This window comes from Streptomyces liliifuscus (assembly GCF_016598615.1).
Lineage (GTDB): Bacteria > Actinomycetota > Actinomycetes > Streptomycetales > Streptomycetaceae > Streptomyces > Streptomyces liliifuscus.
Map to the genome: position 1 here is coordinate 8,313,891 of NZ_CP066831.1, position 17,044 is coordinate 8,330,934.

Annotated in this window: 16 protein-coding genes; 10 read left to right on the forward strand and 6 right to left on the reverse strand. The window is 70.5% G+C overall.

The features are described from left to right. The 6 genes from JEQ17_RS35865 to JEQ17_RS35890 all read left to right on the forward strand — a co-directional run bounded on the left by JEQ17_RS35865 (position 1) and on the right by JEQ17_RS35890 (position 6,156). On the forward strand, positions 1-1,287 hold the full coding sequence (locus JEQ17_RS35865) for an amidohydrolase family protein (RefSeq protein WP_200399133.1): 1,287 nt from the start codon (positions 1-3) through the stop codon (positions 1,285-1,287). Continuing rightward, positions 1,284-2,552: an amidohydrolase family protein gene (locus JEQ17_RS35870; RefSeq protein WP_234048494.1), complete on the forward strand. Its 1,269-nt coding sequence runs from the start codon at positions 1,284-1,286 to the stop codon at positions 2,550-2,552. The genes JEQ17_RS35865 and JEQ17_RS35870 overlap by 4 nt, the downstream gene beginning before the upstream one ends. A gap of 25 nt (positions 2,553-2,577) precedes the next feature. Then, on the forward strand, positions 2,578-3,288 hold the full coding sequence (locus tag JEQ17_RS35875; RefSeq protein ID WP_200399134.1) for a VIT1/CCC1 transporter family protein: 711 nt from the start codon (positions 2,578-2,580) through the stop codon (positions 3,286-3,288). A 149-nt stretch (positions 3,289-3,437) separates the two neighbouring features. After that, positions 3,438-4,397 carry a sterol desaturase family protein gene (locus JEQ17_RS35880; RefSeq protein WP_200399135.1) on the forward strand — a complete coding sequence of 320 codons (960 nt, stop codon included), beginning with the start codon at positions 3,438-3,440 and terminating at the stop codon, positions 4,395-4,397. Continuing rightward, positions 4,394-5,092, forward strand: a complete 699-nt coding sequence (locus JEQ17_RS35885; RefSeq protein ID WP_200402123.1) for a lysoplasmalogenase — start codon at positions 4,394-4,396, stop codon at positions 5,090-5,092. The genes JEQ17_RS35880 and JEQ17_RS35885 overlap by 4 nt, the downstream gene beginning before the upstream one ends. Positions 5,093-5,112: 20 nt before the next feature. Beyond that, complete coding sequence (locus JEQ17_RS35890) at positions 5,113-6,156, forward strand: zinc-dependent alcohol dehydrogenase family protein (protein ID WP_200399136.1); 1,044 nt, start codon at positions 5,113-5,115, stop codon at positions 6,154-6,156. Between the two features lie 22 nt (positions 6,157-6,178). Here the strand turns inward: JEQ17_RS35890 and JEQ17_RS35895 are convergent, their stop codons facing one another. From JEQ17_RS35895 to JEQ17_RS35910, 4 genes are all read right to left on the reverse strand, one after another. After that, a complete protein-coding gene (locus tag JEQ17_RS35895) occupies positions 6,179-7,201 on the reverse strand; it encodes a CopD family protein (RefSeq protein WP_407700111.1) in 1,023 nt (340 codons plus the stop codon). Between the two features lie 120 nt (positions 7,202-7,321). Beyond that, positions 7,322-8,767: a CoA transferase gene (locus tag JEQ17_RS35900; RefSeq protein ID WP_200399137.1), complete on the reverse strand. Its 1,446-nt coding sequence runs from the start codon at positions 8,765-8,767 to the stop codon at positions 7,322-7,324. A gap of 163 nt (positions 8,768-8,930) precedes the next feature. Continuing rightward, positions 8,931-10,475 carry a S8 family peptidase gene (locus JEQ17_RS35905; protein WP_200399138.1) on the reverse strand — a complete coding sequence of 515 codons (1,545 nt, stop codon included), beginning with the start codon at positions 10,473-10,475 and terminating at the stop codon, positions 8,931-8,933. Between the two features lie 62 nt (positions 10,476-10,537). Then, positions 10,538-12,064, reverse strand: coding sequence for a S8 family peptidase (locus JEQ17_RS35910; RefSeq protein WP_200399139.1), 1,527 nt, complete (start codon positions 12,062-12,064; stop codon positions 10,538-10,540). A 395-nt stretch (positions 12,065-12,459) separates the two neighbouring features. Between JEQ17_RS35910 and JEQ17_RS35915 the strand changes: the two genes are divergently transcribed. The 3 genes from JEQ17_RS35915 to moaA all read left to right on the forward strand — a co-directional run bounded on the left by JEQ17_RS35915 (position 12,460) and on the right by moaA (position 15,623). Then, complete coding sequence (locus tag JEQ17_RS35915) at positions 12,460-12,816, forward strand: DUF485 domain-containing protein (protein ID WP_189840609.1); 357 nt, start codon at positions 12,460-12,462, stop codon at positions 12,814-12,816. Continuing rightward, complete coding sequence (locus JEQ17_RS35920) at positions 12,813-14,456, forward strand: solute symporter family protein (protein ID WP_200399140.1); 1,644 nt, start codon at positions 12,813-12,815, stop codon at positions 14,454-14,456. The genes JEQ17_RS35915 and JEQ17_RS35920 overlap by 4 nt, the downstream gene beginning before the upstream one ends. Before the next feature lie 177 nt (positions 14,457-14,633). Next, positions 14,634-15,623: a GTP 3',8-cyclase MoaA gene (gene moaA / locus JEQ17_RS35925; protein WP_200399141.1), complete on the forward strand. Its 990-nt coding sequence runs from the start codon at positions 14,634-14,636 to the stop codon at positions 15,621-15,623. Between the two features lie 33 nt (positions 15,624-15,656). On the opposite strand, the gene JEQ17_RS35930 is transcribed toward moaA, so the two are convergent. Then, complete coding sequence (locus JEQ17_RS35930; RefSeq protein ID WP_200399142.1) at positions 15,657-15,899, reverse strand: hypothetical protein; 243 nt, start codon at positions 15,897-15,899, stop codon at positions 15,657-15,659. 262 nt (positions 15,900-16,161) lie between these two features. Next, entirely contained in the window at positions 16,162-16,548 is a 387-nt protein-coding gene (locus JEQ17_RS35935) for a DUF3099 domain-containing protein (RefSeq protein WP_200399143.1), read from the reverse strand. 212 nt (positions 16,549-16,760) lie between these two features. Here JEQ17_RS35935 and JEQ17_RS35940 point away from each other — a divergent pair, with 212 nt between their 5' ends. Further along, positions 16,761-17,036 (forward strand): GlsB/YeaQ/YmgE family stress response membrane protein, encoded by a 276-nt coding sequence (locus JEQ17_RS35940; protein WP_200399144.1) that lies wholly within the window; start codon positions 16,761-16,763, stop codon positions 17,034-17,036. The last annotated feature ends 8 nt before the right edge of the window (positions 17,037-17,044 follow it).

The following is a 17,044-nucleotide window of genomic DNA, read 5'->3' on the forward strand; positions in this document are numbered from 1 at the left end:
ATGGCCGCTACGACAGAGCCCTACCTGATCATCTCCTCCGACTGCCACGCCGGACTGCCCACCGAGGAGTACCGGCCCTATCTGGACGCCCGTTTCCACCGGGACTTCGACGAGTTCCTCGCGGGCCGCGACCGCCGCCGCGAGGAGATGACACGGCTCGGCATCCGCAACGAGGCGTTCGCGAGCAAGTGGTTCCAGGACAACGAGGAGGGCCTGCGCGGCGGTTGGGACTCCGCGCAGCGGCTCAAGGAACTGGACGGCGACGGAGTTGCTGCGGAGGTCGTCTTCCCCGACGCCGACGCCGTGGACAGCCGGACGGCCGCGCCCTTCGGGGTGGGCCTCGGCCTCTCCGGCGACCAGGACCCGGAGTTGGGCATGGCGGGCGCGCAGGCGCACAACCGCTGGCTGGCCGACTTCGTGGGCGAGAACCCCGAACGCCACTGCGGAGTCGCCCTGTTGCCCGTCACGGCTCCCGCCGAGCGGGTCGTCGCCGAGGTGTACCGCGCCAAGGAGTCGGGCCTCGGCGCGCTGATGATCCCCTCCATGTGGGTCGACAAGGAGCCCTACCACGACCGCCGTTACGACCCCGTGTGGGCCGCCGCGGCGGAGTGCTCCATGCCGGTGCTGACGCACTCGGGGGCGGCGCCCCGCCACGAGTACGGCGACCACCTCGGGATCTATGTGAGCGAGGTGACCTGGTGGCCGGCCAGGCCGTTGTGGTTCCTGCTCTGGTCCGGTGTCTTCGAGCGCCACCCGGGGCTCAGGTTCGGTGTGGCGGAGTCGGGTTGCTGGTGGCTGCCGAACCTCCTGTGGTTCATGGACCGGCTCTACCTGGGCGCGCACGGCGGCAAGAAGCTGTCCCCCTTCGCGGAGCTGACGCGTTCGCCGCACGAGTACCTGGACCGCCAGGTCTTCATCTGCGCTACCAACACCAAGCGGCGCGAACTCGCGCAGCGGTACGAGATCGGCGTCGACAACATCCTCTGGGGCAGCGACTTCCCGCATCCCGAGGGCACTTGGCCCGACACGCGCGCGTGGCTGTCGCGCACGTTCCACGACATCCCGGTGGCGGAGACGCGCCGCATGCTGGGCCTGGCGGCGGCGGAGGTCTTCGGCTTCGACACCGGGAAACTGGCCCCGCTCGCCCGGCGTATCGGCCCGACACCGGCCGAACTCGGCCAGTCCGAGGACCAGTCGGCCGTCGAGGCGTCCTGGGCGCGCTCGCGCGAGGTGGGCCGGCACTGGCTGACGGACCACGACTTCCCGGTCCTGGGGGTGACCCCGTGAACACCCGGAACGAGAACCCCGTGGGCGAGAACCCGGTGAGTGACGACCGCTACACGGTCATCTCGGCCGACTGCCACGCGGGAGCCGATCTCCTCGACTACAAGCCGTACTTGGCAGGTCGGTACCACGAGGAGTTCGACGCCTGGGCAGCCTCGTACGTCAATCCGTACGAGGACCTGATGGCCGACACCGCCGACAAGAACTGGAACTCGGAGCGGCGGCTCGCGGAGCTGGAGCAGGACGGGATCGTCGCCGAGGTCGTCTTCCCGAACACCATCCCGCCGTTCTTCCCCTCGGGTTCGCTGATGGCGCCCGCGCCGACGGCCGAGGAGTTCGAGCGGCGCTGGGCGGGACTGCGGGCCCACAACCGCTGGCTGGCGGATTTCTGCGCGGCGGCCCCGGGCCGGCGGGCGGGCGTCTTCCAGATCCTCCTCAACGACGTCGAGGAGGCGGTGGAGGAGATCAGGTGGGCGGTCGGCGCGGGGCTGCGGGGCGGCCTGCTGCTGCCCGGCACGCCACCGGGCAGCGGGCTGCCCGAGCTGTACTCGTCGGCGTACGACCCGATCTGGACGGTCTGCGAGGAACTGGGCGTGCCCGTGAACCACCACGCGGGCTCGGCCTCCCCGCCGCTCGGCGAGGAGCCCGCGGCCCGGGCCGTCTTCATGGTGGAGACGACCTGGTTCTCGCACCGCGCGCTCTGGCACCTGATCTTCGGCGGCGCCTTCCGCCGCCATCCCGGCCTGAAACTGGTGCTGACCGAGCAGGGTTCGGGCTGGATACCCGGGGTGCTCGACATGCTGGACTACTACCACGGGCGGCTGGTCGCGGCGGCGACGAAGGCGACCACGGCCGAGTCCAAGTTCGGTGCCGGGCTCGCCGCTTCGATGGGCAAGGGCCCCTCCGAGGTCTGGCGGGACAACTGCTTCGTCGGCGCCAGTTTCATGCGCCCGCACGAGGTACCGCTCCGCGACCGCATCGGCCTCGACAAGATCATGTGGGGCAGCGACTACCCGCACGACGAGGGCACGTACCCGTACTCCCGCGAGGGCCTGCGGATCGCGTACGCGGGCCTTTCCCGCGCGGAGATCGCGGCGATGGTCGGCGGCAACGCGGCCCGCGTGTACGGCTTCGACCTCGACCTCCTCGACCCCATCGCGGCGAAGGCCGGCCCGACCGCCCAGGAGATCGCCGAACCACTGGGGGAGCCTCCATCGGACGCGACGAGTCCGGTGTTCGCGCGGGGAGGGTCGGTACGGGTCTGGTGACGTCCCGGGTGGGATGCTCCCGCATGTGACGGAACCGACGCATGACGAGGCCCACGGCGGGGCGCTGGGCGAGCGGTTGAACTGGCTGCGGGCGGCCGTTCTGGGTGCCAACGACGGCATCGTGTCCACCGCGGGCCTCGTCGTCGGCGTGGCCGGGGCGACGGACGACCGCGCGGCCCTGCTGACGGCGGGGCTCGCGGGCCTGCTGGCCGGCTCCATGTCGATGGCCGCGGGGGAGTACGTGTCCGTCTCCACCCAGCGGGACTCGGAGAAGGCCGCCCTCGCCGCGGAGAGGCGGGAGTTGCGGGACCAGCCGGAGGCGGAACTGGAGGAGCTCACGGAGCTGCTGGAGGAACGGGGACTCTCGCGGGAGGTGGCCCTGGAGGCGGCGCAACAGCTCACGGAACGGGACGCTCTGAAGGCACACGCGCGCGTGGAGCTCGGCATCGACCCGGACGAACTGGCGAACCCGTGGCACGCGGCCTGGGCGAGCTTCCTGGCGTTCACCGCCGGGGCGCTGCTCCCGCTGCTGGCGATGGTGCTCCCGCCCGCCGACTGGCGGCTGGCGGTCACCGTGGTCTCGGTCCTCGCCGCCCTCGTCCTGACCGGCTGGATCAGCGCCCGCCTCGGCGCCGCGGACCCGGGCCGGGCGGTGCTGCGGAACGCGGCCGGCGGGGCGTTGGCGATGGCGGTCACCTATGGGGCGGGGGCATTGCTGGGCGCGGCGGGGGTGTGACGGCCATGACCTGGGGTTGAGGCGCTCGCACCGGGGCCGGGCCGCGCGGCTCCTTGGTGGAGATCGCCAAGAAGCAAGCGCATACCGCCGGTAATACTTGTGGGTAACAACGTCTAGCCGCGGTCCACCAGCGGTTCTACGGTGCTTGCATGCCGAACCTGCCCGATGTCGTGCTGTGGTCGATACCCGCGTTTGTGCTGCTCACCGTGATCGAGGTGGTGAGCGTCCGGATCCATCCGGACGACGATGCCGCCGGGTACGAGACGAAGGACGCCGCGACGAGTGTCGGCATGGGGCTGGGGAGTCTGGCCTTCGACCTTCTGTGGAAGATCCCGATCGTCGCCATCTACACGGCGATATATGAGCTGACACCACTACGGGTGCCCGTCCTGTGGTGGACCGTGCCACTGATGTTGCTGGCGCAGGACTTCTTCTACTACTGGTCGCACCGCGGACATCACGTGATCCGGATCCTCTGGGCCTGTCATGTCGTGCACCACTCCAGCCAGAAGTTCAACCTCACCACCGCGCTGCGCCAGCCCTGGACGACCTGGACGGTGTGGCCGTTCTACGTCCCGCTCATCGCGCTCGGCGTCCATCCGGCCGCCCTCGCGTTCTGCTCGTCGGTGAACCTCGTGTACCAGTTCTGGATCCACACCGAGCGGATCGACAAGCTGCCCCGGGCCTTCGAGTTCGTCTTCAACACGCCCTCGCACCACCGCGTCCACCACGCCTCCCAGGGCGGCTATCTGGACCGTAACTTCGGCGGGATCCTGATCGTCTGGGACCGGCTCTTCGGGTCGTTCGTCCCGGAGACCGAGCGGCCGGTGTACGGGCTGACCAAGAACATCGACACGTACAACCCGATCCGGGTCGCCACCCACGAGTACGCCGCCATCGCCAGGGACCTGCGGGCCGCGGGGAGTTGGCGGGAGCGCGCCGGGCGGATGTTCGGGGGGCCGGGATGGCAGCCGTCGCCCGCCTCCCCTTCGGGGCAGGCCACCTCTTCGGAGAAGGCCGTCGCGGCCCACGACAAGCCCCTCGCGTCCCACGAAGAGCCCCTGGCGTCCCAGGAGAAGTCCGTCACGGAGCCGGAGCCCGCCGCGTGAACGCGCGCCACGCGCGCGTGCTGCTCGTCGCCCTCGGCCTGGTGACGGTCGTGGACCTCGTCTCCCTGGCCGCCGGGTACGACACCGGTCATACGGTGGCCAAGCCCCTCCTGATGCCCCTGCTCGCCCTCTACGCGCGCGTGTGCGGCGGAGCCCGGCTCCTCGTCGCCGCGCTGCTCTTCGGGTGGGGCGGAGACGTCCTGCTCCTTTTCGACGCCGAGCCGGCCTTCCTCGCCGGGATGGCGTCCTTCGCGGCGGGCCATGTCTGCTATCTGCTGCTCTTCCGGCAGACCACAGCACTCGCCGGGAAACGGCCTCCACGCGCGCGTGCCACCTGGCTGACGGCAGCCGCGTACGCCTTCGCCCTCGTCACCACGGTCGTCCTCCTGTGGCCGGGGCTCCCGGCCGACCTCCGCGTCCCCGTCGCCGGCTACAGCCTGCTGCTGACCGCGATGGCGTACGGGGCCGCACGGCTCGGGCTCCTCGCGGGCGCCGGCGGGGCGCTGTTCATGCTTTCGGACACCCTGATCGCGACCGGCGTCGCCGACTGGCCACAGCTTCCGCGGCCCGACCTCTGGATCATGGTCACGTACATCGCGGCACAGTATCTGCTGGCCAGAGGGGTGCTGGGGGTAGTCGGCGCGCAGCCCGCACCCCAGGCGACGTACCGTGAGAGGCGCACCCTCACCACCTGAGCAGGAAGCAGGATCCAGCCATGCGCGCCACCACCATCCACGCCCCGTTCGACATGCGGGTGGAGGACGTGCCCGACCCGGTGGTGCGGAATCCGGGCGACGCCGTGGTGCGGGTGCTGCGCTCCTGCATCTGCGGCAGCGACCTGTGGGCGTACCGCGGAGAGTCGGCGCGGCGGCCGGGCCAGCGGATCGGGCACGAGTTCCTCGGGATCGTCGAGGAGACCGGTGCCGAGGTGACCGGATTCGGGCGTGGTGACCTCGTCGTCGCGCCCTTCATGTGGTCCGACGGTGTGTGCGACCACTGCCGCGAAGGGCTCACCACGTCCTGCGAGCACGGCGGTTTCTGGGGCTCGGTCGGGTCCGACGGCGGGCAGGGAGAGGCCGTGCGCGTCCCGTTCGCCGACGGCACGCTCGTCGCGCTGCCCGCCGAGGCCGCCTCCGACGACCATCTGCTGGCCGCCCTCCTGACGCTCTCCGACGTCATGGGGACCGGCCACCACGCGGCACTCGGCGCGGGAGCCCGCGCGGGAGCCACGGTCGCCGTCGTCGGTGACGGCGCCGTGGGCCTGTGCGCCGTGCTGGCGGCCAAGCGGCTCGGCGCCGACCGGATCATCGCGCTGGGACGCCACGAGGCCCGTACGGACATCGCACGGCGTTTCGGGGCCACCGACGTCGTCGCCGAACGCGGGGACGCGGCTGTCGAGGCGGTACGCGAACTCACCCGCGGCCAGGGCGCGCACGCCGTCGTCGAGGCCGTCGGGACGGAACAGTCCATGCGGACCGCCGTGAACATCACCCGTGACGGCGGTGCGATCGGCTTCGTCGGCGTTCCGCACGGCAGCGGCACCGGCCTCGACCTGAGCGTCATGTTCGACCGGAACATCGCCCTGCGCGGCGGGGTCGCGCCCGTCCGCACGTACATCCCGGAGCTGCTGCCCGACGTCCTCGACGGGACCATCGACCCGTCGCCCGTCTTCGACCTCACCGTCGGTCTGGATGGTGTGCCGGACGGCTACAAGGCGATGGACGAGCGGACCGCGCTCAAGGTCATGGTCGCCAACTGACCAGTCCGGCCGACCGCGAAGGTCACCAGCGGATCGGCACCGGCACCGCGGTGAGCACCGCCGAGACCGCGACCACGGCGCCCAGGACCATGACCTCCGCGCGCGCGGGGGAGTAGGCGGTGAGCGGGTCGGCCGCCCGGCGCAGCCGGTGGCGGGCCCACAGGGCCAGGACGGCGACGGCGACCACGAGGAGCACCTTGGCGAGCAGGGTGCGTCCGTACGCCGTCGTCGTCAGCTGTTCCAGGACCGTGCCGGGCGGCATCCGGCGCAGGGTGCTGCACACACCCGTCGCGGTGATCGCGGCGAGCAGAACGGCCGCCACGCGCGCGTAGAGGCCCAACAACGCGACGCCCTCCCCAGGGGCCGTGTTCCGCCACCGGTGGAGCGTGCGCAGCACATACAGCAGCCCGCCCGCCCACAGGGCCGCGCACGTCACATGAACGAGTGTCAGACCGGAGCCGATCATCGGGCTCTGCTCCGTGGTGGGGTGGGCGCGCAGCGCCTCCGCGACGGCCACCGCCGCCAGCGGCCACACCTGGTTGCCCGGGCGGCGCGACAGGGCGCACAGGCCCATCACGACGAACGCGTTGACCTCCAGCAGCGCGAGCGCGCCGTCCCGGGTCTGGTAGAGACCGCCGATGTCCATGTCGGAGAGACTGCGCGGCACCAGGTTGCCGGTGGCCACCACCGAGGCGAGACCGAGCGCGGCGACGAAACCGGCGGCGGCCGCGGCCGGGGCCCAGCTGCGGGGCGCGTCCTGGAGCGGCGCGCCCGGCACCCTGCGGGCCAGCCGGGCGACGAACAGCTCGCCCGCCGAGACGCACACCGCGGCGAACAGGACCGTCCGCAGGAGTGCTATCCCGCGTATGCCGGGAGCGGAGGCCTCTCCCGTGCCGCGCAGCGCGGTGGGCGGCCCGAGGAACGGGATCAGCGCGGCCAGGGCCACCAGGACGAGGACGGCGACGGAACGCCGCACGACGGCCGCGCTCACCCGGGGCGCGCCCGCCTCGCCACCCGCGTCGGCAGTCGGTCTTATCGAACTCACCTCAAGATCTTCACCAGTCGTCCAGGTCCGGGCAAGTCCTGGCAAACAACTGGCGGAACGGTATTCCGCTCACGCACACGACATTCCGCCCATCCATACGCGCCCGACCGCCCTCCCGACTCAGACCCAGCGTGGCGAATCCGCACCCCAGGGCCCCGGGGGCCGTGACCAGTCGCCCGGCCCGCCCGAGAAGGAGACCGGCGGCAGGGCGTACCGCAGCCGCCCCAGGGCACTGTCCGCCTCCGCGAGCCAGGGCGCGGGATGGCCGTACGAGCCCTCACGCGAGCCGGAGTCGTCCGCCGTTGCCCCACCCGAAGTGGACGCGTCCTCCGTGGCCCCGCCCCGCTCGGCCCTCGCCGTCAGCCAGGCCGCCGTCCGCGCCAGCGCCGGCCGTACGAACCTCGTCCCGCCCTCGTCCAGCCCCTCCGTGACCGCGCGCAGCACCCCGGCCGCGAGCAGATACCCCGTGCCGTGGTCGAGAGCCTGCGCGGGCAGTGCGCCGGGCCTCTCCCCGGATCCCTCAAGGGCCGCGATGCCGGTGGCCACCTGCACCAGGCTGTCGAACCCCCGCCGCCCGCCCCACGGCCCGTACGCTCCCCACGCCGACAACTGCCCCACCACGACCCCGGGCCGCCGCTCGGCCAGCGCCTCCGCGGAGAGCCCGAACCGGTCCAGGGCGCCCGGGCGGTAACCGGTGACGACCACGTCCGCCGAGGCGAGCAGTTCCTCGAAGACCTGCCGGTCGTGGCGGCCCGCCGTCAGGTCCAGCGTGGCGGACCGCTTCCCGAAGCCGGTGTCCGTGTGCTGGTCGGCGAGTTCGGGCAGCCCCGGCGGGTCGACGCGCAGGACGTCCGCGCCGAGCAGCGCCAGGGTCCGGGTCGCGACGGGCCCGGCGATGACACGGGTGAGGTCGAGTACGCGCAGCCCCGCGGCGGGCAACAGCGGGTCGCCCGCGAGCGGCGGAAGACTCCGCGGGACGGCGGAGCCCAGCCGGCCGCGCTCGACGAGCGGCCGCCCGGCGACAGCCGCCCCCTGCTCGTGCCGTGCCCATTCCTTCGGTGTGCGCAGCGCGACGGCGAGGCCACCGGCCGCGTACACCGTGCTCTCCACCTCCGCGGCCGACCGCTCCGCCAGGCACCCGGCCACGGCCTCCACCGAGGCGTCGTCCGGCAGTCCCAGGGCGCCCAGCAGCCGCGCCCGGTGGTGCGGATAGTTCGCATGCGTGCGCACCCACCCGTCCGCCGTGCGCCAGAACCGCGACAGGGGCGCGAAGGTGACCGGCGCCCGCCCGTCGACGAGGAGATGCCGCTCGCTCACGAACGCCGTGGCGACGGCCCCGTCGTCGACGCGCACCTTGGGCACGTCGACGAGCCCGGCCCGCCGCGCGCCCAGCTCGGCGGCGGCCAGCGCGCACGCCCCCACGCAGGCCCGTGCCAACTCCCGTACGGGCAGCCGTGCTTCCAGCGCGCCGGACCGTACGACGGTCGACAACCGTGGGACCAGCGCGGGATCCCCACCCAGCGCGGTCCACGCGAACTCCGTGGTCGGTGCATCCGAATGAGTCATACAGGCACTATGCAGGGTGTACGCGATCAACATGGGACGCGGTGTCCGTCATGGGACGCTGCGTCCGGCAGGGGACGCGGTGCCCCGGACGCGCGAGAGCCGGGTGGCCCATGGGCCACCCGGCTCGACATCCTGGTGGGGATCAATCCCCGTCAGGGATGCGCTACTTCGTCACCGCGTCCAGCGCGTCGGCGGTGCCCCAGCCGTAGAAGCCGTTGTAGTTCTTCGGCCCCTCGCAGACCGCGTCGACCTTGCCGTCGCCGTCGATGTCGTACGGCTTGGTGCACGGCGTGGCGTCGGCCTGCGCGTACAGCAGGGCCTTCACCTTGGCCGCCGAGGCGTGCGGGTGCGTCGACTTGATGAGCGCGGCGACGCCCGCGACGTGCGGGGACGCCATCGACGTACCGGCCATGTAGCCCCACGAGCCGCCGGGGAGCGGGCCGAGGATCAGACCGCTGGTGGCAGGCGGCGCCGGGGTCTGGAAGCGCGTCGAGTCGCCGCCGGGGGCCGCGATGTCGATGACGCCCAGGCCGTGGTTGGAGAAGGACGACTTGATGCCCTTCGCACCGGTCGCCGCGACCGTGACGACACCCGGCAACTGCGTCGGGATGTCAAGGCATTCCGACGGGTCGATGACGCGCTCGGAAGGAGTCGAGTCGTTCGGCGAGACCGGGTCGGTGATCTCGTCCGCGGACAGGTCGTAGTTCTCGTTGCCCGCCGCCGCGACGTTGACCGTGCCCTTCTTCTCCGCGTACCTCGTCGCCCGGCCGATGGCCTCGACCAGCGCCTTCTGGTCCGGGTCGTTCTTGCAGTTGAAGTACCACGGGTCGGTGTAATAGCTGTTGTTCGTGACGTCCACGCCGTGCTCGGCCGCCCACATGAAGCCGCAGACGACGGCCTCCGTGTAGAAGAAGCCGGCGGTCGTGGAGACCTTGATGCCGGACACCTTCACGCCCGGCGCGACACCCGTGACACCGACGCCGTTCTTGGCGGCCGCGATCTCGCCTGCGACATGCGTGCCGTGCGGGCTCTCGGCGGCGCTCGGCCGCCAGGCCCCGTCGGTCGTGTCCGGCTTGCCCGACACGCAGTTGACCGACGCCTTGCGGTCGAAGTTCGGCGCGATGTCGGGGTGCGTGTCGTCGACGCCGGTGTCGATCACGGCGACGGTGACCTTCTTGCTGCCGAGCGTCTTCTCGTGCGCCTTGTCCGCCTTGATGGCGGGCAGATCCCACTGCAGCGGCTCCAACGGGTCCTGCCCGGCCGCCGCCTCGACGTCCGCGACCTGCTCCGCGCTGAGCACCTTGGGGGTGCCGACATCGGTCGTCGACTGCGCGGGCAGCGGCGCCGTACGCGTCGAGCCCGCCGATTCCACCCCGCGCACCTTGCGGATGGTCTTGGCGAAGTCGGCGTTCGACGAGTGGACGACGATCACGCCGATCCGGTCGTACGACGTCACGATCGTGCCGCCGGCCCGGGCGATGGCCTTCTTCACCTGGGAGGAGGGACCGTGCCCGGCGCGGACGTTGACGACGTAGCTCAGCGGAGTGGCCTCCGCCGAGATCTTCGCCGCCACGTCGCTGACATCGGCCTTGTCGGCCGCCGGGGCCGCCGAGGCGTTGACGTTCGGCAGGAAGGCGAGAGCCGTCGCCAGGGCCATTCCCAGCGGGATGGCTATGACGCGGCGGGAGCGCGTCTGAGGCGCTGTCATGCTGTCTCCAGTTCGTTTCGCGAGTACGTGCGGGCCGTGCGGGAAGTCCCGGGAAACGCGGACTACTTGACCGCCTTCAGCGCGTTCACGATGCCGAAGCCGTAGAAGCCGTTGACACGCTTGCCGCCCTCACAGTTGGCGTCCTGCGTGCCGTTGCCGTCCTGGTCGTACGAGTCCGGGCAGCCCGGGTTGTCCGCCTGGGCCTTCAGCAGCGCCTGCAGCTGGGCGGGGCTCGCCCACGGGTGCTCGGACTTCAGCAGCGCGGCGACGCCCGCGGCGTGCGGCGAGGCCATCGAGGTGCCCTGCAGGAAGCCGTACTGGTTGTTCGGCATCGTGGAGAGGATGCGGCCGTTCTTCGACGGGGTGTCCGGGATCTGGTAGAGCCGGTCACCACCGGGCGCGGCGACGTCGATGACGCCCTTGCCGTACGTGGAGTAGTACGACTTGAGGTTCTGCACGCCCGTCGCGCTCACCGTGACGATGCCCGGCAGCTGGGTCGGTACGTCGAAGCACTCGTGCGGGTCGATCGTGCGCGTGACCGGGGTCGAGTCGTCGGGGCTCGTGTCGTCGACGATCGCGTCCGAGTCCAGGTCGTGGTTGGAGTTGCCGGCCGACGCGAGGTGCAGGGTGCCCTTCTTCGTGGCGTACTGCTGGGCCCGGTTGACCGCGTCGACGATCGCCTTCTGGTCGGGATCGTCCATGCAGTTGTAGAGCCACGGGTCCACGTAGTAGCTGTTGTTCGTGATCTCCACGCCGTGGTCGGCGGCGAACACGAAGGCACAGACGACGCTCTCCGGGTAGAAGAGTCCGTTGTCCGGGTCGCTGACCTTGATGCCGGAGACCTTCACGCCGGGCGCGACACCGGCCACACCGATGCCGTTGCGGGCGGCGGCGATCTCACCGGCGACATGCGTGCCGTGGTAGTCCTCGGCGGTGTACGGACGCCAGGCGCCCTCACTCGTGTCGGCCACGCCGCCCACGCAGTTGGCGGACTGCTTGGCGGAGAAGTTCGGGGCCAGGTCCGGGTGCGTGTCGTCGACACCCGTGTCGATCACGGCGACCGTGACCTTCTTGCTGCCCGGGTTGATCTTGGCTGCCTTGTCGGCGCCTATCGCGCGCAGGTCCCACTGGTCGGCCTCGAGGGGCTCGCTCGCGGGGGTGGCCGCGGCCTTCACCTTGGCGGCCTCGGCGGCCGACAGATAGTCGGCGGCGCCCTCGTCCGTCGTCCCCGCCGCGGTCAGCGGCGTCGTGCGCGTGGCACCGGCGGACTGCACCCCGCGCGCGGTGCGGATCTGCGGGCCGAACTCCGGGTTGGCGGAGTGGACGACTATGACGCCGATCTTGCTGTACGTGGTGACGACCGTGCCGCCGGCCTTGGCTATCGCCTTCTTCACCGACTCGATCGTGCGGCGGTCGGTCTTCGTGTTGACCACGTACGCGAGGTTCGGGCCGTCCGCCGCCGTGACGGCCGGAGCCGACTGCGGGGCGGCCGCCGTGGCGACACCCGGAATGAAACCGAGCGAGGCGGTGAGCGACAGAACTACGGGCACGGCGAGGGCGAGACGGCGTCTGGAACGCAGATGAGCCATGGGATCTCCACATCATCCGGAAACGGAACCAGCCCGAACACAGGTGGTGCCCGGGCAGGTACATGACGGGGTGGTGCAGGCCCGAAGCTATCTCCCGTCGTCCCTGGCCAGCAATGACTTACGGGGATGTCTTCCGAAACGTCGGCCGCCACTTCCGAAATAAGTGCCGCGAGTTGAACCGCTCCTCGCGCGGCTCCGTGACGTTGAGCAGGGAGCACGAGCACGATCGAGCCCCCTGTCGGATCACGCCCGGGGCACCTAACATCGCCACCCGGCCCACGTGATCCACATCACCGTGAGGTCAGAAATAAGCCATGTCCGTACCCAGCCCGTCCCCCGATCCCCAAAGACCCCCGTCCAACGTCGCAACCGCACCCGCAACGCGAGGAGACTCCGTGGCCACCGACGCACCGCCCCCCTCGAAAGCCGAACCTCATCTCCCCACCACCGAGGAGTTCGTAGAGGTACAGGAGAGCGCTGAGTTCGGTGAACTGCGCCGCGCCCACCGCTCCTTCGCCTTCCCGCTGACCATCGGCTTCATCAGCTGGTACCTGCTGTACGTCCTGCTGTCGATCTACGCGGACGACTTCATGGGCACCAAGCTGTTCGGCAACATCAACGTCGCCTTCGTCCTGGGCCTCGCCCAGTTCCTCACCACGTTCCTCATCGCCTGGTGGTACGAGCGGCACTCCTCCCGCCAGCTCGACCCCAAGGCCGAAGCGATCAAGTCCCGGATGGAGGGCGGCGCATGAGCCCCGCGATCACTCAGGTCCAGCTGGCGCAGGCGCAGCTCGCGGCGGGGGAGGCCAGCGAACACAGGCCGCTGATCATCTCCCTGTTCGCGGTCTTCGTCGTCGCCACCCTCGTCATCACCGTCTGGGCGGGCCGGCAGACCAAGGACGCCGCGGACTTCTACGCGGGCGGCCGTCAGTTCAGCGCCTTCCAGAACGGTCTCGCCGTCTCCGGCGACTACATGTCCGCCGCCTCGTTCCTCGGCATCGCCGGCGCCATCGCCCTCTTCGGGTACGACGGCTTCCTGTACTCCATCGGCTTCCTGGTCGCCTGGCTGGTGGCCCTGCTCCTGGTCGCCGAGCCACTGCGCAACTCCGGCCGGTACACGATGGGCGACGTCCTCGCGTACCGCATGCGGCAGCGCCCGGTGCGTACGGCGGCCGGCACCTCCACGATCGTCGTCTCGATCTTCTACCTGCTGGCGCAGATGGCGGGCGCGGGTGTCCTCGTCTCGCTGCTGCTCGGCATCACCAGCGACGCGGGCAAGGTGGCCATCGTCGCCCTGGTCGGCGTCCTGATGATCGTGTACGTGACCATCGGTGGCATGAAGGGCACCACCTGGGTCCAGATGGTCAAGGCCGTGCTGCTCATCAGCGGCACCCTGCTCATCACCTTCCTGGTACTGCTCAAGTTCGACTTCAACATCTCCGACCTGCTCGGCTCGGCGGCCAAGAACAGCGGACAGGGCGCGGCCTTCCTGGAGCCGGGCCTGAAGTACGGCCTCACGACTACGTCCAGCATCGACTTCATCTCGCTGGGCATCGCCCTCGTGCTGGGCACCGCGGGCCTGCCGCACATCCTGATCCGCTTCTACACGGTGCCCAACGCCAAGGCCGCGCGTAAGTCCGTGAACTGGGCGATCGGCATCATCGGCGGCTTCTACCTGATGACCATCGCGCTCGGCTTCGGCGCGGCGGCCCTCATCTCGAAACAGGAGATCGTCGAGTCCAACCCGGCCGGCAACACGGCCGCGCCACTGCTCGCACTGCATCTGGGCGGCGTCGACTCGGCCTGGGGCGCGATCCTGCTCGCCACGATCTCCGCGGTGGCCTTCGCCACGATCCTCGCGGTGGTCGCCGGGCTGACGCTGGCCTCGTCCTCGTCGTTCGCCCACGACATCTACGCGAACGTCATCAGGAAGGGCAAGGCCACCGAGAAGGAGGAGATCAACGCCGCCCGGTACGCCACCATCGGTATCGGCGTCGTCTCCATCGGCCTCGGCGCCCTGGCCCGTGACCTGAACGTCGCCGGTCTGGTCGCCCTCGCCTTCGCGGTCGCGGCCTCCGCCAACCTGCCGACGATCCTCTACAGCCTCTTCTGGAAGCGGTTCACCACCCAGGGCGCGCTGTGGTCGATCTACGGAGGCCTCACCACGGCGGTCGGCCTGGTGCTGTTCTCGCCGGTCGTCTCGGGCAAGGCCACCTCGATGTTCCCGGACGTCGACTTCCACTGGTTCCCGCTGGAGAACCCGGGCATCATCTCGATCCCCGTCGGCTTCCTGCTGGGCTTCCTCGGCACCCTCCTGTCCAAGGAGGAGCCGGACGCCGGCAAGTACGCCGAACTGGAGGTCCGCTCCCTCACCGGTACCGGAGCGCACTGACCGTCCCGCCCGGCGGCCGCGTCGTAGATCCCTACGACGCGGCCGCGGTGCGTCTCGTGGGATCAGGGCCCGCCTCGTTGTCGGTCCCGTCACGTAGGCTCGCTGGTATCGGATCGACTGATCGACCAGATGTCTCTGCCGAGGTCCGTACGGAAGAGCTAGAGGGAGGGGGCCCACGTGCTCATCGACACCTACGGCCGAGTGGCCACCGATCTGCGTGTCTCGCTGACCGACCGATGCAACCTCCGCTGCACGTACTGCATGCCGGAGGAAGGGCTGCAGTGGCTGGCCAAGCCCGACCTGCTCTCGGACGACGAGATAGTCCGCCTCATCGACATAGCGGTCACCCGGCTGGGCATCACCGAGGTCCGCTTCACCGGCGGCGAGCCCCTGCTGCGCCCCGGCCTCGTCGGCATAGTGGAGCGCGTGGCGGAGCTCGAACCCCGCCCCCAGATGTCCCTGACGACGAACGGCATTGGCCTCAAGCGCACCGCGACCGCCCTGAAGGCGGCGGGCCTGGACCGGGTCAACGTCTCGCTGGACACGCTGCGCCCCGACGTCTTCAAGACCCTCACCCGCCGTGACCGCCACAAGGACGTCATCGAGGGCCTCGAAGCCGCCCGCGCCGCGGATCTGACCCCGGTCAAGGTCAATTCCGTACTGATGCCGGGACTGAACGAGAACGAGGCGCCCGACCTGCTCGCCTGGGCCGTGGAGCACGACTACGAACTGCGGTTCATCGAGCAGATGCCCCTGGACGCGCAGCACGGCTGGAAGCGCGACGGCATGGTCACCGCCGGTGACATCCTCGCCTCACTGCGTACGCGCTTCGAGCTCACCGAGGAGGGCTCCGAGGAGCGGGGCTCGGCACCCGCCGAGCGCTGGGTGGTGGACGGGGGCCCGCACCGGGTCGGCGTGATCGCCTCCGTGACGCGCCCCTTCTGCTCGGCCTGCGACCGTACGCGGCTGACGGCCGACGGCCAGGTCCGCACCTGTCTGTTCGCGCGCGAGGAGACCGACCTGCGGGCCACACTGCGCTCGGACGCACCGGACGAGGAGATAGCCCGTATCTGGCGGCTCGCCATGTGGGGCAAGAAGGCGGGGGCGGGCCTGGACGACCCGACGTTCGTCCAGCCGGACCGGCCGATGTCGGCGATCGGCGGCTGACGGCTCGGCCCGCTGTCTTCGGAAGGGGCTCGGCTACTCCGGGGACTCCCAGTCCTCCAGGAGTACGACGTCCTTCAGGAAGCCACGTACGCCCAGGAACTGGGACAGGTGCTCGCGGTGTTCCTCGCACGCGAGCCACGTCTTGCGGCGCTCAGGCGTGTGCAGTTTGGGGTTGTTCCAGGCGAGGACCCAGACCGCGTCGGCCCGGCAGCCCTTCGCCGAACAGATGGGGGAGGAGGGCGAGGACGGGTCGGAGCCTGGGACGTTCAGAATCACGCCTCGACCCTACGTCAGCGGCACTGACCGACCGCTCCGGGTGGGGTCGAGGGGGCCGCGAACCCCGCTCCACAAAAGGCGACGCCGAGCAGCCACGGGGGGAGCTGCCCGGCGTCGGTCTGTCGCTCCGACGGGGGATGCGGAGCGCGTACGAAGTATGTCACGGGTAACCCGCTGCCCGGCACCGGAACAACATGATTGATCTGAGCTTTTCTTGAGCTTGGTACGGTCCTGAATTCCGGTCCCGAAGGATCGTTCGTGGTCAGGTCCGCTCGTGCGGCTCGTCCCGCAGGCGGGGGCCCGGATCGGTCACGAGGTCTTCCGGGACGGATTCCGCGGCGTCATCCGCACGGGGCGCCGCGAGCATCGGACGGGTCGGCGCCGTCACGAACGTGGACGGCAGCGAGGGCGCGTTCTCCCGGCCCGCGTTGGCGATCACCACGGCGACATAGGGGAGCAGGATGCCGAGCGCCAGGGCAACGACGGCGACGTGCCGTTCGACGTTCCAGAGGGTGGCCGCGAGGATCACCGAGAGCGTGCGGACGGACATCGAGATGATGTAGCGGCGCTGCCTGCCACGTACATCGTCGGCGAGGCCCTGCCTGGCTCCGGTGATCCGGAAGACCTCGACCTCGCTCTGCTTCCGCATCACGTTCCACCACCCGCCTGTGTCGGACGCTCCCCTGGCCCGTACAGCCTCCACGTTACGCCGCGGCTGCGTCGCCTACGAGACCGGGGCAGGTCCGGTTTCGGCGGGGGACGGCTGCGCCGTACCGCGTATGGCCGTGCCCGACATGCGCCGTATGGCGGACAGGCCGAGACTGGGCGTAATGCTCACGTAGAGCCGTATAGGAGGCAGCCATGGGCTGGTTGTGGGCGATCATCGTGGGATTCGTGCTTGGCCTGTTGGCCAAGGCGATCATTCCGGGCAAGCAGCACAGCCCGCTCTGGCTCACCACGATCTTCGGGATCATCGGCGCGATCGTCGGCAACGCTATCGCCCGCGGCTTCGGCATCGAGTCGACCCGCGGCATCGACTGGGGCCGCCACGCCCTCCAACTCGGCGCCGCGATCGTCATCGTCTTCCTCGGCGACATGCTCTACACAGCCATGCGAGGCAACAAACAGAGAGCCTGAACGGGGAC